We start from the raw sequence: 15,578 nt of genomic DNA, 5'->3' as shown, positions 1-15,578 counted from the left end.
GGTCAGGGCTTCCACGGCCTTGATCGGCTGCAAGGTAGTGCCATCGGCCTCGGCCTGCTGAACCTTCGGCCGGGTCAGCAGCACGGCTTCGCCGACAGTGAAATTCAACGTCCGCGAGTAGCTGACACGTTCCGGCGTGGAGCCTGCCGCCACCCTGAGGATTTCATACATCGCGTCCACAGTGCCGCCGCGATTGGGTTCGATGTGGGTCTGGACGAAGGTCGGGTTCAGGGTGAAATCGATGGCTTTGCCGGCATTGAGCGAATTGATCGGCACCGAGTCGCTGGTCTTGCCGGTTTTCGAACCGCGCCAGGTATAGGTGACCTTGTCACCCGCTTTGGTGGGTTCGGTGGCAGCCGGGGCGGTCAGTTTGCTCGAACCGCCGGGCAGGTCGTCGGGTTCGAGTGTTCCGCCGGCCTCACCGAGGACGATGGGCGCGACCAGTTCCAACAACGGTTCACCCACCCGCAACAGGGCATGGTGCAGTGACTCGCGCCGAATGATGCCTCCATCGCTGCCCTCGGCCATCAGCACGTAGAACAAATCCAGCGTACCGCCCTCGATGGCTTTGAGGTGTTTGCCTTCGACGATGATCGGGATCGGTTCTTTGTCGTCGATATCGCCCTTGCTAAGGGTGTGCCAGTCCAGTTCCGGGTCGTAGACGCTGAAATCCTGGCGGGTGCCGACCCAGCGCAGAACGATGACCATGCCCACCTGCATCATCGGGTCAAAGGGGATGACGGCGGTGGTGTACACCCGATCAGGGTCGAGTGCCCCTTGTTGCGCATCCACGGCAATCGGCGCGAGCAGGCGTCGGGTTGCTCCGATGATACTGACGAAGCGCCCCTTGGAGGCGCGATCATCAGACCCGCTGCGTTCCACGCGATAACTGAACACGGCCTGGGTTTTGGCCAGCAAACGTATGTCGGCGCTTGGCAGGGCCAATTCGTAGATGTTGCCCACGCTGATGAGCGGCTCGCCGCGGACTTCAACGCTGATCGGTTCGCCGTCCAGCGTGGTGCCCTTGCCCAGGCCGATGATCACATCACCGATCCGGAAGTCGGGTGCGTCGACCAATACCTGCAAGGTCAGCGGCGCATCCCCCAGTTTGTCCATGTCCACAACGCTATTGAAGGCCTCTTTGACCATGGGAGGCGACAGGCGCGTGTTGCCGGTATCGACGGCAATCCCTACTGCGGCGCACCAGTCTTCGGAGCGGTTGTCGACAATGTCGTGTACTTCAAAGGCTACGGCCAGGCTGTCGGTATCGCCGGCGGCGAGGATGGTGGCCTTGTCGACATGGATGATCAGTGGATGGCCTTGCGGGTCATCGATGTGATCCTGGGTCACCCGTGGCGAATACACAAACCAGCCACCCCAGGTCAATTTGCAGCGGTCACCCACGGCCATGTTGGGGTAGGGCAACAGGCTGCTGCTGCCGGGTTTGGCCTGGATGATGATGTCGAGGCCGGTTTCGGCGGTTTCCTTGTCCACGCCATCGTTGATGATCCGCGGATCGATGTACATGTACAGCTCGGAATGCCCCGGGGTACTGCCGTTTTCATCCTTGCCGCCGGGCCGGTCGAGTTTGACGAAGATATTCACCGGAGGCAGCGAAGTTTCCGGAGTCTGTTGGAATACCTTGACCCGATATTGCAGCGTATAGGTCCCGGTTACGAAGCGCTGTGGCGGGACATACAGGGTGACACGCTCGCCGACATCCCCTGGCTTGACGAGGGTGGTCTGGTCGACCTGAATACCGTCGAGCAGCAGCTCGATGTGGTCACCTAAACCCATACGGTCCCAGGGTGGACAATAGACTTTCAGCCCCTTGTCGGGCGCCAGCAACTGCGCGGCGGCAATATTGATCCCCCACACCCCCCCCTCCAGGGCCGGCTGCGTACGGTCGGGTATTTCCAGTTGCCGCAGAGTCTCGGGGGGCGGGAGGCGAGGGGGCTGAATAAGCATGCTGAAGACTCCAGAGTCGTGGGGGGCGAAGGCTCTGGGTTATTTAGGGGCAGGTGGCAAGCGTTGGCTACTGTCAGAAATTACAGGTGAGGAGGTATTTGCGATGAACGGTCGTGAGCCCTAGTCACTGGCTCGCCGCATATCAATGTGGGAGCGGGCTTGCTCGCGAACAGGCCGGCACATTCACCATCACAGGTGTCTGACCCGACGCTTTCGCGAGCAAGCCCGCTCCCACAGGGGGTGGGTGCTTCAGATGAAGACAATTTCGTAGGGCAGGCGCATCCGCTCGAGGATCACCGGCGGCAGCATCGGCGCGATGCCGATCGCCGGTTCGCCCTTGAGCTGGCTGGCATAGGCGTGGGTGGCGTGGCTTTTGCGCGCCACGGTCCAGGTGTCGAGGCGCAGTTTGCGTGCACGATCCCAGGGGATCAGGCTCTGCTCGCGCTCCGGCCAGTGCCAGGCCCAGACCGCCACGTCGTGATAGGTGGCTCCGGCTTGCGCCGCCGCGTTGGCACTGGCACGTCCGACCGCTTCGTGGTCGTCGTTGCCGTCGTTGCGCCAAGTGCTGAACACCACGTCGCCGGGGCGCAGATAACGTGAGATGAAACTGCTGATTTCCGTCTCGCGCTCGAGCAGCGCGTTGTCGGTGAACCCGCCGCGCACCCATTTCAGACTGTGCATCGGCAGGCCGAGCCGACGCAGGGCTTCGACGCTCTCTTGCGGACGGAACACGCTCAGGCGTTTTTCCGACCACTGTCGCGAGCCGGGATGGCTGGCGCTGCCATCAGTGATCGACAGCAGTTGCAGCGGATGACCGAGGCTGGAGAGCAATTGCAGGAGCCCGCCACAGGTCACCACTTCATCACCCGGATGCGGGGCGACGACGACGGCGCGAGCACCGGGGGGAACGAGGCTATGGGTGTTGATGACGGGGATGTTGTCCAACTGCGGGGAACTGTTCCAGATCTGTACCGGCGGCGGGTTTTCGTTGAGGAATAACGGTTTCATGGGTGCTACGTCCTTGTCGAGTCAGGCCCTCAATCGAATCTGCACCGTAGAAAGGCAGGTGCGCTCGACCCGTGAAGGCGAATGGATTGCTGTGCGACGCTCCGAACCCTGGATTGCCGCGCAGCAGAGTATTGCTCATGAAAACCGGTTCGTCGCGTCACAGATCAATCTGATCTGCTTTTTTTATGTCTAACTGTACCAATTTTCGCAGGTAGTCCCCGAATCCGCCCCGGGCACGGCTGTCCAGACGGGCGCTGGTATGCACTTGCGGGCGATGGCTCCAGGCGATGTCGGCACCGAGCAATTCCAGTTGCCGCACCAGTTGCACGTCCTCATCACAGGTCAAGGGGGCGAACCCCCCGGCCCAACGATAAGCATCGGCACTGACCCCGAGATTGGCGCCGTGGATATGGCGATGCCCGTCCCGCGCCTGATAGTGACTGTGATAGCGGATTTGCGCGCTTTCGTCGAATGTCGGATCCCAATGTTCGACAGTTACCGTGCCGCACACCGCGTCCGCCCCCAGCCCCAACTGTGCCACCAGCCAGTCCTCGGCCACACGGCTGTCGGCGTCGGTGCAGGAGATCCAGCGCGCGCCACGCTCCAGCAACACCTGCGCGCCAGCGGCCCGGGCCTGGCCAACGTTACGCGCGTCGATGTGCAGACTCAGTACCGGAAAGCCGCTGACGATCTGCGCCGAGCGATCGGTGCAGCTGTCGAGCACCACCAGCACTTCAACCGGCTCGCCGGCCAGCAGCCCGTGTTTACTGGCGCGCACGGCGGCCGTCAGGCACTGCTCCAGCAGGTCTTGCTCGTTGTGCGCGGGAATCAGAATGCCGATCATCGCAGGCCCTCCAATGCGGCCACCGAGCGCGGCTCACGGCTCCAGACTTCAAGGATAAAGTCGGACTCCTGATGCAGCGCCAGACGCGGTAGCGGTAATTGCTCGTGAATCAGGTCATGTACCTGCCGCGCGTTGAGCGGGCAGCCATCGATGGGCGGGCGCCAGTGGCAGGCCAGCAACTGGCCGTCAGCCGTCAGGGATTCACTGATGCGGCGGATCACTTCTGTCAGATCCTGGGCATCGAGGTAGTAGCCGATTTCGCTAAATACAATCAGGTCGAATTTTTCCTCCGGCCAGTCACCGGGCAGGCGACTTTGGCGCACCTCGGCATGGTCAAACAGGCTCAACCGGGTACGCGCCAGATTCACCGCGGCACTGGCGGTGTCGCAACACAGCAGGCGGTCGCAGCGCTCGGCGAGTTCGGCGCTGAGTTCGCCATTAGCGCAGCCGGGCTCGAAGATCGCCCGATAATGCGCGCGGGGCAGGGCGGCGAGGGTGATAGCGCGTTTGCGCTGTTCGTACCAGCGCTCGCGGAAGGCCCAGGGATCATCGTTAGCGCTGAACAATCCGTCGAAGTAACGATCATCGACGCTCATAGGAACACCACTTCGAACGGTTGCAGCAGACGATCCAGCACGTACGGGGCCAATACCGGTTGCAGCCCGGCTTGCGGATCGCCCTCCAACTGACTGGCGAACGCATGCACCGCGTGGCGTTTGCGCGCCACTTGCTCGGCGGACAACAGAATTTTGCGCGCGCGCTGCCATGGCACCGAGGCGTCTTCGGGTGAGGCCCAGTGCCAGGTCCATACCGGCAATTCGTGGCAGGTGGCGCCAACCCGCCGTGCGGCTTCGATACTGGCGCGGCCGGCGGCTTCGTGATCGCAGTGGCCGTCCTCGCACCAGGTGCTGAACACCACGTCGCCGGGGCGCAGGTGGCGTTCGATGAACGCGACCAGCGACGGCTCATCTGCGGCGACCTGGCTATCGCTGAAACCGCCGCGCAGCCATTTCATCCGGTGCAATGGCACGCCGAGGCGGCGCAGGGCTTCAGCCGATTCCTGCGGCCGCACCACGCTCAGGCGTTCGACTGGCCAGCGCTCGGAACCGGGATGACTGGCGCTGCCATCGGTGACCGAAATCAGTTGCAACTGACGCCCGGCGGCGGCCAGCAACTGCAACATTCCGCCGCAGCCGAGCACTTCGTCGTCCGGGTGCGGGGCGACGATCACCGCCCGCGCGCCCGGTGGCACCAGACTGAGGACATCGACGCTGTCCAGCGCCGCCAGGTGCCGGGAATGTTGCCATTGCAGCAACGAAGTCCCTTGGTGGCCGATGATCGGATCGGGCTTATTAGCGGCATTCATAGCGTCCAGGCCTCCTCGGGGTGTTCAGCCAGCGTTTGGCCAAGGGCCGCCAGATCACGCTCGGCATGACTCTGGCGCAGGAACACCGGCAGATCGGCGCTCAACCGGGCGAAGTGCCGATCCTTGCAGAACGGAGCGGCACCCAGCGCCCGACCGGTCTCGCGCATCACTTGCTCAGCCGATTGCTCGACCACGGCGCGGGCACGTCGGGCTAACAGTTCGGCATTGGCTTCGGGATGCGTATCGATGTGCAACGCACTGAAACGCAGCACATTGGCGGCTGCGTACAGCGCCGCATCGACCGTGCCGAGGTGGGCGAGGGCGTGCGGCTCCTGACGTTGCGCGCAGTGTTTACGCAGCGCCTCGGCGATTTCCCTTGCCGCGCCGTACCAGCACGCGGCAATGCCGATCCCGCCTTGCCAGAAACCCGGACGATTCAGGTAGTCGCCGGGTTCGCCGATGGCCTGGGCTTCAGCGCCGTCGAACAACACTTCGACGCTGCCGGTGGCGCCCATGCCGACCGCCTGCCAGCCCTGATCGGTGATGGTCACGCCCGGTTGATCAAGTGCCACTGCGACCAGTTGCTGATGGTCTTCGGCGTCCCACGCGGTGAGCAGCGCATGGCTGAGCACCGCCGCCCCGGAACACCAGGCCTTGCGCCCGTCGAGGCGCACCATGTGCCCGGCCGGTCGCACCTGCACCCGCGCCTGCGGTGGTTCAGCCGCCCACATGCCCCAGGTGCTGCCCGGCGTGGGCGAACCACCGAGCTGTTCGATGATCGCCAATGCGTCGGTGTGGCCTTCGTAGAGTTTGCACAAGCCCAGATCATGCCCGCCGACTTCCGCCAGACGTTGAAAACGCTCCAGCGTGCGGCCGCTGCCCGGTAACGGCAACTGATCCAGACCGGCCTCGACCAGCGCCCGCAGGCAATGGCCGAGCGCTGCGGTGTCGCGATAGTCCGGCGGGCGGCGCGCCAGATAACTGTGCAGGTCCATATCAGTCTTCTTCTTCGCGTTGCAGTTCGAACAGCAGCAGCGAACGGCCGGTGACCGAATACTCATGGCCGAACTCGAAGCGTTCCTGACCGCGAATCGACGGCTGATTGGTGTCGATCATGCAGGTCCAGAAACTGCCTTCCGGCACTTCCGGCAGGCTGAAGTTGACGATGTCGTGGTGGGCGTTGACCACCAGCAGCAACGTCGCATCGGCACCTTTGCGGCGGATCCCGGTTTCCTGCGCGCGACCGTCAAGGAGCATGCCCAGGCAGCGGTTGTGCGCGTCATGCCAGTGCTCGGTGGTCATCTCGGTGCCGTCCGGCGCGAGCCAGGTGACGTCCTTGACGCCAATGTCCTCGTTGTATTCGCCGACCAGGAAGCGCCCGCGACGCAGGATCGGATAAGCCATACGCAGCTTGATCAGGCGTTTGACGAATTTGAGCAGCGCCTTGCCGTCCTCGCTCAAGTCCCAGTTGACCCAGCCGATCTCGCTGTCCTGGCAATAGGCGTTGTTGTTGCCGTCCTGCGTGCGGGCGAATTCGTCACCGGCAACGATCATCGGCGTGCCCTGCGACAGCAGCAGCGTGGCGAAGAAGTTGCGCATCTGCCGGTGGCGCAGCGCATTGATCTCCGGGTCGTCGGTCGGGCCTTCGACGCCGTGGTTCCACGACAGGTTATTGTTGCTGCCGTCCTGGTTGTTCTCGTCGTTGGCTTCGTTGTGCTTGTCGTTGTACGACACCAGATCGTTGAGGGTGAAACCGTCATGCGCGGTGATGAAGTTCACCGACGAGTACGGCCGCCGCCCGCGCTGGTTGAACATCTCGCCGGACGCGGTCATGCGGCTGGCGAAGTCAGCGACCTGGCCGTCGTCGCCTTTCCAGAACGCGCGCACGGTGTCGCGGAATTTGTCGTTCCACTCGACCCAGCCCGGCGGGAAGTGGCCGACCTGATAGCCACCGGGGCCGCAGTCCCACGGCTCGGCGATCATTTTCACCTGACGCAGCACCGGGTCCTGACGGCAGGCGACGAGGAAGCTGTGACGCTCGTCGAAACCGTCGTGATAGCGCCCGAGAATCGTTGCCAGGTCGAAGCGGAAGCCGTCGACATGCATCTCGCTGGCCCAGTAGCGCAGCGAGTCGGTGACCATTTGCAGCACGCACGGGTGACTGAGGTCGAGGGTGTTGCCGGTGCCGGAGTCGTTGATGTAATAGCGCTTGTCGTCCGGCATCAGGCGATAGTAGGAGGCGTTGTCGATGCCGCGCATCGACAGGGTCGGGCCTTGCTCGTTGCCCTCGGCGGTGTGGTTGTAGACCACGTCGAGGATCACTTCCAGATTGGCCTCGTGCAGGTGCGCGACCATCTCCTTGAACTCGGCGATCTTGCCGCTGGCCAGGTAGCGCGGGTCTGGGGCGAAGAAGGCGATGCTGTTGTAGCCCCAGTAGTTGGTCATGCCCTTGTGCAGCAAATGCTGGTCGTTGACGAAGGCATGGATCGGCAGCAATTCCACGCTCGACACGCCGAGTTTGCGGATGTGTTCGAGCACGTCGTCGACCATCAGACCGGCAAAGGTACCGCGCACGTTCTCCGGCACCGAAGGGTGACGCATGCTGATGCCGCGTACGTGGGTTTCATAGATGATGGTTTTGTCCCACGGCACGCTGACGCGGTGGTCGTTGCCCCAGGTATGCGCCGGGTCGATGACCTTGCACTTGGGCACAAACGGCGCGCTGTCGCGTTCATCGAAACTGAGGTCGGCGTCGGGGTGGCCGATGGTGTAGCCGAACAGCGCCTCGGACCATTTCAACTCGCCGACCAGTTGTTTGGCGTACGGGTCGATCAACAGTTTGTTGTGGTTGAAGCGATGGCCGTTCGCCGGGTCATACGGGCCATACACGCGGTAGCCGTAGATCAGCCCGGGATGGGCATCGGGCAGATAGCCGTGATAGATCTCATCGGTGTATTCCGGCAGTTCGATGCGCTCGAGTTCGACTTCGCCGGCATCGTCGAAAATGCACAGTTCAACCTTGGTGGCATTGGCGGAAAACAGTGCAAAGTTAACCCCCAGACCATCCCAGGTCGCACCGAGCGGGAAGGGCAGGCCTTCACGGATTCTCGAAGGTTCAGCGTGCGCTGCGGGCTCGGCATTCTTTGGACGGGTCATGATTGCTCCTGCAAATCGGGGAAATTCTCGGCTGATACAAAACCTTGTAGGAGTGAGCCTGCTCGCGATAGCGGTCTGACATTCAATCGCGATTTCGCCTGATACATCGCTATCGCGAGCAGGCTCACTCCTACAGGAAGGTTGTATGTTTCTTGAGGACGAGTGAGTCCTCGGTGGCGAGCGAACCCGCCACACGGTCATTCAGTTCAATAATCCGGGTGTGTCAGTTGGCCGGGGGCTTGCGGGGGGCGCGCGGCTTTTTCTCGGCGGCTTTTTCGCCCGGTGGAATCACTTTGGCGGCGCTGGAAGGCTTGGCTTTGGCGTCGGCAGGCGCCTTGGGCTTGGCCGCCGGGGTCTTGCTTTCGGTGGCTTTGCCGGTCGCAGTCTTGCCGGCAGTTTTGCTGCCCGCAGCCTTTGGCGACTTCTTCGGCGCGAGGGCCTCGGCATCGGCCAGTTTGCGCGCCATCTCCCAATGACGCGCTTCATGACCTTCAGGTTTGCCCTCCGATTCCCAGATCTGATAGGCAAACTCGCGGATGCGTTTATCGTCGGTACTCATCGCAATGCTCCTGAACTGAACTCGTCGTTACGTAAAGAGTTGGGTAAACAGATTGACCGGGAAATCCCCCAGCGCGGCGCTGACGTTCAGCTCCCTGTTTTTTCTGACTGCGCTGCTGTGAAAAAGTCCCTTCAGGTTTGTGTCAGAGGCGGCGAACGGTAAAACCACCCGTGTATCGCCCCAGCGCAGCGCATCCACCTGTGGCACGGCACTGTTTTCCAGCAACGTCGCGCAGCGGATCGGCACGATCACGATGGCGTAGCGGCCCTCGTGCTCACGGGCGAATGCGAGCACGTTGTGCGCCTGCTCGCCCAGCACCTCCAAGGCCTGATACGTGCCCCGGCGAAACAGCTCGGCGTGTTCGGCGCGCAGGTTCAACACCTCGGCGATCAACGCTTGCTTGATGCGCCCGTCACGCCAGTTCGCCAGCAGCTCCGGGAGCGGCGCGTGTCCGTCCAGAGCCTGCGCGCGCGCGGCGTAATCCACCGGCCGGCGGTTGTCCGGATCGACCAGGCTGAAGTCCCAGAACTCGTTGCCCTGATACAGATCCGGTACCCCCGGCACGGTCATGCGCAGCAAGGTTTGCGCCAGACTGTTAAGGGCGCCGGCTGCCGCGATGCTGTTGACGGTCTTGCTCAGCGCGGCGCGCAGCAACTCGCCTTCGTCACCGGTGAGCAGGCGCTGGGTAAACGTCTGTGCAGCGTTTTCGTAGGCCTCGTTCGGCGCGCTCCAGCTGCTTTGCAACTTGGCTTCGCGCAGGGCTTTCTGTTGCCACTGCCAGATGCGCTCGGCGTAATCGCTGAAACCTGCCTGATCGTCATCACGCAATTGCAGCGGCCAACTGCCGAGCAACGCCTGATACAGGATCAGTTCATCGCCGGACGACGGCACTTGATCATCGTCGCGCAGCGGCCGGGCGAGGGCGCGCCACAACTCCACCTGCTCGGCGTACCAGTGGCTGCGTTCGCTGAGCACTGCCAGTCGTGCACGGGTGTCTTCGCCACGTTTGTGGTCGTGGGTGGCGGTGGCCAGCAAGTTGTCGGGGAACGCGTCCAGGCGTTGCTGATTGACCGCATGGAAGTCGCTGACCGGCGCGCTGAACTGCTCGGTGTTGTAGCCGACGTCATTGCGCGACAGCAGCACCGCCGAGCGATACAACGCGGTGTCTTCCACGGCTTTGGCCGCTGCCGGCGACGTCAGCTGCTGGAAGCGTACGCATGCGTGCTTGAGGATCTTGCGCGAGCGCCCGCGCGGCTTTTGCCGCCAGGGCGTGCCACCGAGCCAGGCCGCCACACAGTCAAGCACCGGCCAGTCGCCTTCGCCCAGCGCCTGCCGCGCGCCGTCCATGGCCTGCTGGAAGAACTGTTCATCCTGCGCCGCGCGACCCAGCGCATTGATGTAAGTGCGATACACCGGGAAATGCACGATCAGCGCCTGCAACACCCGACGGATCGCGCCGAGGGTCAGGTCACGGGTCATCAGGTCATCCCGGGCCACTTGCAGCAGCGCCTGGGCGACGCTTTCAAAATCGCTGGCCAGCGAGCCGTTGAGGATCTGTTGTCTCGCCAGTTGCGCTTCTTCAATGAACGCCGCCGGACGCTCGGTGCGCCGCTGCCACAGGTCGCCGAGGACATGTTCGCCATCGGGGTCGTGTTGCAGCAACGACAGCTGATTCATGAACTCGTAACCGGTGCTGCCATCCACCGCCCAATCGGTACGCAGGGTTTCGCCGGCACCGAGAATCTTCTCGACGTAGATCGGCAAGTGCCGGCCCGGCGCAAGCAAGTCGAGGCGCCGGCGTAACTTGCGGCAGTAACCGCGCGGGTCAGCGAGCCCGTCGATGTGGTCGATACGCAAACCGTCGACCAGGCCTTCGGCGATCAACTCAAAGATCTTGCCGTGAGTCGCTTCGAAAACGGCGGGGCGTTCGACGCGCAGGCCCCCGAGCTCGTTGATGTCGAAAAAGCGCCGCCAGTTGATGTCGTCCGCAGCGGTACGCCAACTGGCCAGACGGTAGCTCTGGCGTTCGAGCAATTGATGCAGCTTGTCGAAGCCTTCTGCAGTCGTGGAGTCGTAATGCGCGAGACTTTCCTCGATCGCGGCGAGAATTTGCGGATCGCTTGCCAGCTCCTTCAATTCAGCCTTGAGCGGCATCGCCAGCGCATGGGCGTCAGTCTGGTAGCTGAGGGTGCTGAAACGATCGGCCAGGGATTTCAGCGCTTCGACCGGTTTAAGCAACTCGCCGTAGTCATTCGGGCAGATCGGAAAGTGATGCTCGTAATGCTCGACGTGGAAGCGACCTTGCTGCGCATCGAAATGCAGTTTCAGCGTGCCTTCTTGCAGCGCGACGCCATAATCGCTGCCGAGAAACGGCAGCAACAACTGGCCTTCCATCAACGGGTCCGGTGAGTGCCACTGGATGTCGAAGAACTCGCCGTACGGACTCAGGCGGCCCCATTCCAGCAGATCGAGCCACCACGGGTTGTCACCGCCGCCGACCGCCATGTGATTGGAGACGATGTCGAGGATCAGGCCCATGCCGTGTTCGCGCAGGGTGCTGACCAGACGCCGCAGCGCCGGTTCGCCGCCGAGTTCCGGATTGACCTGGGTCGGGTCGACCACGTCGTAGCCATGCATCGAACCGGCGCGGGCCGCGAGCAGCGGTGAGGCATAAATGTGGCTGATGCCGAGGCGGGCAAAGTACGGCACCAGCGGCACCGCCTGTTCCAGAGTGAAACCCTTGTGAAATTGCAGGCGCACGGTGGCGCGCAGGGGTTGGATGAGGGTCTGGTTCATTGGTCACGCTCGGCAGCTTGCAGGCGGGCACAGGCCAGCAGTTCCAGACGGCGCGCGGCATCGGCGCCATCAAGCAAGGCTTCGCTGTTGCCGGGCAGGCGTCGCGACCAGTTCGGGTGGCTGTCGATGGTGCCCGGCAGGTTGGCCTGCTCGTCGATGCCCAGCGCATCTTCCAGCGGCAGCAACACCAGCGGTGCGCGGGTATGACCGAGGAAACGCACGCTGGCATCGACCACTTGATCGGCTTCGTGGGATTCTTCGCGGAAGTTTTGCGGGTCTTGGCTCAAGGCCCCGCGCAGGCCTTCGCGCTCGCGCTGGCGATGGCGACGCCATTCGATTTCACCGTTGGGGTCGACAAATTCCAGACGCGCGTTCCAGTCGATATCGCGGCCATGCCACCAACCGTTGAGCGTCGGCAGATCGTGGGTGCTGGTGGTCGCCAGCGCGTTGTCCGGCCAGTCGAGGATCGGTTTGAAATACGTGTTGTCCTGTTCGAACAGCAGCACGCGCATGCCAAGAATCGCCCGCGCACTGAGTTTTTCCCGCAGACCGTCGGGCACGGTGCCGAGGTCTTCACCGAGGACGATCGCCTGATGCCGATGGGACTCCAGGGTCAGCAAGCGCAGCAGATCGTCAAACGGGTAATACAGATAAGCGCCATCGGCCGGGGCCGCGCCGTTTGGGATCACCCACAGGCGTTGCAGGCCCATGACATGGTCGATGCGCAGCCCGCCAGCGTGGGCGAAGTTGGCGCGCAGCATGTCGATGAACGCACGAAAGCCGTTGCGGATCAGACCTTCGGGGGAAAACGCGGAAATCCCCCAGCCCTGACCGGAGCGATTGAGAATGTCTGGCGGCGCGCCAACGGTGAGCGAGGCGAGCAGTTCGTCCTGAAAGCTCCAGGCCTGGCTGCCGGCGCCGTCGGCACCGACCGCAAGGTCAGCGATCAGGCCGATGCCCATGCCGGCGCTGCGCGCAGCCGTTTGCGCGCGCTCCAGGCAGCGGTGGATCAACCACTGGCAAAAGGCGAAGTAACTGATGCGTTCGGCGTATTCCTCGGCAAAGGCTTCGAGGGCGGCGCCGCGCGGCTCATGCCAGTGTGCCGGCCATTCGCGCCAGTCGAGGCTTTCGCCACGGGCGGCGCGCATTTCCTGAATGGCTTCGAAACGGCAGTGGTTTTCCAGGGCTTCGCCACCGGCATGGCGGAAACTGGCGAAGTCCGGATGCAACGGATGCTCGCCCGCAACGAAGCCGTCGTACAAGGCTTGCAGCAATTTCTGTTTGGCGTCGGCGGCGGTGGGCCAGTCGATCAGCTTCAAGTCTTCCAGTTGCCGGAATTGCTCGGCCAGACCGCTGGCGTCGATCGCATCGCGCAGTGCGCGTTCGCCAAGGATGGCGCCCGGTGCGGCATACAAGGCGTTGAGAAACAGGCGACTGGACGGCGAATAAGGACTGTAGCGCCCGGTGTCGGCGCTGAACATCGCATGCAGCGGACTGATTGCCAGCGCATCGGCACCGCGCTCGCCGGCCACCCGCGCCAGTTCTTCCAGCGCCTGGGTGTCGCCGAAGCCGCAGTCGCCGGGGCGGCGCAGACTGTACAACTGCGCGCTCAACCCCCAGACGCGAGGGATCGGGTTGTCTACCGCATCGCCGACGCTGAAGCAGCGCTCGGGGGCCACGGCCAGGGTGAAATATTGGTCGGCGATGTGCACCTGCTGATAACCGACCGGGATCAAACCGGGCAGTTTCGCTTCGGCGTCGAGTTTGAGGTTAAGCCGTGAACCGTCTTCAAGGTGGATTTCGCAAGGCGTTTCAGGCTCGAAATAGCGGGCCAGATCAACGCTGATTCCGACATCTGCGGTCAACAGCGGCGGCAGGTGGCGATCCTGTTGAACCTGTTGCAGTTGCAGCAGGCTGGCGTCGATTTCCTGTGCGGTATTGGCCGGATGACCCAGACCGGTGAGAACATTGCGCAGCACCGCCGGGGCGACTTTCTGCGGGCGGCCGTTGGCGTCGATCCAGTCGACGGCGAGGCCGGCGCGGCTTGCGAGTATTTCCAGTTGCGCATCGCTCATAGGCGCTCTCCATCCAGAGGTTGCAAGGGGGTTGCGGCCGTGAGGCTGACAAGCGCGCAATACGCGGGCAGTACGCCCGGTTCCGACAGGGCAACGGCGGGCGGCTGCTGAAACAGCCACACGGCGTCGGTCTGTGCAGGGTTGACCACTGGCGTATCGCTGAGGTTCAGGTCAATTCGCAGCTCGCTGCCATCACCCAGACGCCAGCGTGCACTTACCGCACCGAAGCCGAGCATGTGCGCCCCAAGCGCCTGGGTGCCGGACAGATGGGGAATGATGTAGCGGTGGCGCAATTGCAGCAGTTGCCGGTACAGCGCGAGGGTTTCCTGCTGTTTTGCGCTGCCGCTGCCGACCAGGCGAGGCTGCGAGGCGTGGAAGGTCTGCTCGGCATTCGGATCGGGAATTTTTTCGCGTTTGTGCGGATCGGCGAAGGCGCTGAACCCGGCGAATTCATTGCGCCGACCTTCGCGCACCAGATCCGCCAGTTCACCGTGGTGGCTGGTGAAAAACAGAAACGGCTGCTCGGCCGCGTACTCATCGCCCATGAACATCAGCGGAATCATCGGCGACAGCAATAACAGCACGGTGGCGGCCTGCACCGCGCGCGGATTGGCCAGTTGATGCAAGCGTTCGCCGAAGGCGCGGTTGCCGATCTGGTCGTGGTTCTGCAGGAACAGGATGAAAGCGGTGGAGGGCAGGTGTTCGCTGGGCTCGCCGCGCGGTTCGCCGTGGCGGGTGATGTGGCCTTGAAAAACGAAGCCCTGACTCAAACACCGCACCAGTTGCTCGGTGGGTTGCAGCGCATAGTCAGCGTAATAGGCGTCGGTTTCGCCGGTCAGCAGCACGTGCAGGGCGTTGTGGCCGTCGTCGTTCCACTGCGCGTCGTAATCCTCTTCAAGCAAGCTCGACTGGTTGAGCTCGTTTTCGACGGTCAGCCAGACGTGGCGGCTTGGATCGATCTGCTGACGAATACGCTGCGCCAGTTCGGGCAGGAAATCCGGGCTTTCGATGGCGTGCACCGCGTCCAGGCGCAGCCCGTCGAAGCGGTATTCGAGCACCCACATCAGTGCGTTTTCAATGAAGAAGTCCCGCACCTCACGGCGGCGGAAATCGATCGCCGCGCCCCATGGCGTGTGCTTGTCTTCGCGGAAAAAGCCTTTGGCGTAGCGCCCGAGGTAATTGCCGTCGGGGCCGAAGTGGTTGTAGACCACGTCGAGAATCACCGCCAGCCCATGGCCGTGGGCGCTGTCGATCAGGTGTTTGAGTTGTTCCGGAGTGCCATAGGAGGCTTGCGGTGCGAAAGGCAGCACGCCGTCATAACCCCAGTTGCGTGTGCCGGGAAACTGCGCCAGGGGCATCAGTTCGATGGCAGTGATGCCCAGCTCGACCAGACGCGCCAGATGCTGCTCGACTTCGGCAAAGCCGCCGAGCGCGCCGACATGCAGCTCGTAGATCACCGCTTCGCTCCACGGCCGGCCATGCCAGGTGGTGTGGCGCCAGTCATAGGCCAGCGGATCGACCACCACACTGTGCCGGTCAAGGTCGCCGTCCTGGGCGCGGGAGGCCGGGTCGGGCACCTCCAGTTCACCATCGATGTTGAAGCGGTAGCGGGTGCCCGCCGGGCACCGGGTCTTGATCACGAACCAGCCATCGGCCTGCGGTAACATCGGCAAGGATTGACCGTCTTCAAGTTCGACACTGACGTAAAACGCATCCGGTGCCCACAGCGCAAACTGAGTGTGTTCGGCGTCCTGCATGATCGCGCCGTGGGGCCAGTTTTCTTGGGTCCGTAACGGCATTGTGAAA

General features: G+C 63.1%; 10 protein-coding genes and 1 pseudogene. All 11 read right to left on the bottom strand.

What is annotated here, in order from left to right; translation table 11 throughout:
* Positions 1-1,878 (bottom strand): annotated as a pseudogene (locus CRO59_RS22245) (hypothetical protein); the annotation flags it as partial.
* Positions 1,879-2,217: 339 nt separating this feature from the next.
* A complete protein-coding gene (locus tag CRO59_RS22240; RefSeq protein WP_027612047.1) occupies positions 2,218-2,976 on the bottom strand; it encodes a PIG-L deacetylase family protein in 759 nt (252 codons plus the stop codon).
* A 157-nt stretch (positions 2,977-3,133) separates the two neighbouring features.
* Positions 3,134-3,820 carry a glycosyltransferase family 2 protein gene (locus CRO59_RS22235; protein ID WP_097089608.1) on the bottom strand — a complete coding sequence of 229 codons (687 nt, stop codon included), beginning with the start codon at positions 3,818-3,820 and terminating at the stop codon, positions 3,134-3,136.
* The gene (locus CRO59_RS22230; protein WP_097089609.1) at positions 3,817-4,416 is read right to left on the bottom strand and encodes an SAM-dependent methyltransferase; all 600 of its coding nucleotides are present in this window, start codon (positions 4,414-4,416) and stop codon (positions 3,817-3,819) included. The genes CRO59_RS22235 and CRO59_RS22230 overlap by 4 nt, the downstream gene beginning before the upstream one ends.
* On the bottom strand, positions 4,413-5,186 hold the full coding sequence (locus CRO59_RS22225; RefSeq protein ID WP_027612045.1) for a PIG-L deacetylase family protein: 774 nt from the start codon (positions 5,184-5,186) through the stop codon (positions 4,413-4,415). Before CRO59_RS22225 ends, CRO59_RS22230 begins: the two co-directional genes overlap by 4 nt.
* Complete coding sequence (locus CRO59_RS22220; RefSeq protein WP_097089611.1) at positions 5,183-6,181, bottom strand: acyl-CoA dehydrogenase family protein; 999 nt, start codon at positions 6,179-6,181, stop codon at positions 5,183-5,185. Before CRO59_RS22220 ends, CRO59_RS22225 begins: the two co-directional genes overlap by 4 nt.
* Before the next feature lies 1 nt (position 6,182).
* The gene (gene glgX / locus CRO59_RS22215; RefSeq protein ID WP_096797486.1) at positions 6,183-8,342 is read right to left on the bottom strand and encodes a glycogen debranching protein GlgX; all 2,160 of its coding nucleotides are present in this window, start codon (positions 8,340-8,342) and stop codon (positions 6,183-6,185) included.
* Positions 8,343-8,565: 223 nt separating this feature from the next.
* Positions 8,566-8,901 carry a DUF2934 domain-containing protein gene (locus CRO59_RS22210; protein ID WP_097089613.1) on the bottom strand — a complete coding sequence of 112 codons (336 nt, stop codon included), beginning with the start codon at positions 8,899-8,901 and terminating at the stop codon, positions 8,566-8,568.
* Between the two features lie 27 nt (positions 8,902-8,928).
* Positions 8,929-11,697, bottom strand: a complete 2,769-nt coding sequence (locus tag CRO59_RS22205) for a malto-oligosyltrehalose synthase (protein WP_097089614.1) — start codon at positions 11,695-11,697, stop codon at positions 8,929-8,931.
* Positions 11,694-13,772 carry a 4-alpha-glucanotransferase gene (gene malQ / locus CRO59_RS22200; RefSeq protein ID WP_097089616.1) on the bottom strand — a complete coding sequence of 693 codons (2,079 nt, stop codon included), beginning with the start codon at positions 13,770-13,772 and terminating at the stop codon, positions 11,694-11,696. Before malQ ends, CRO59_RS22205 begins: the two co-directional genes overlap by 4 nt.
* Positions 13,769-15,571 (bottom strand): malto-oligosyltrehalose trehalohydrolase, encoded by a 1,803-nt coding sequence (treZ, locus tag CRO59_RS22195; RefSeq protein WP_097089617.1) that lies wholly within the window; start codon positions 15,569-15,571, stop codon positions 13,769-13,771. The genes malQ and treZ overlap by 4 nt, the downstream gene beginning before the upstream one ends.
* Positions 15,572-15,578 lie beyond the last annotated feature (7 nt).

This window comes from Pseudomonas sp. LAMO17WK12:I5 (genome assembly GCF_900215165.1).
Classification (GTDB): Bacteria; Pseudomonadota; Gammaproteobacteria; order Pseudomonadales; family Pseudomonadaceae; genus Aquipseudomonas; species Aquipseudomonas putida_A.
This window is presented reverse-complemented; position numbering and strand designations above follow the sequence as displayed.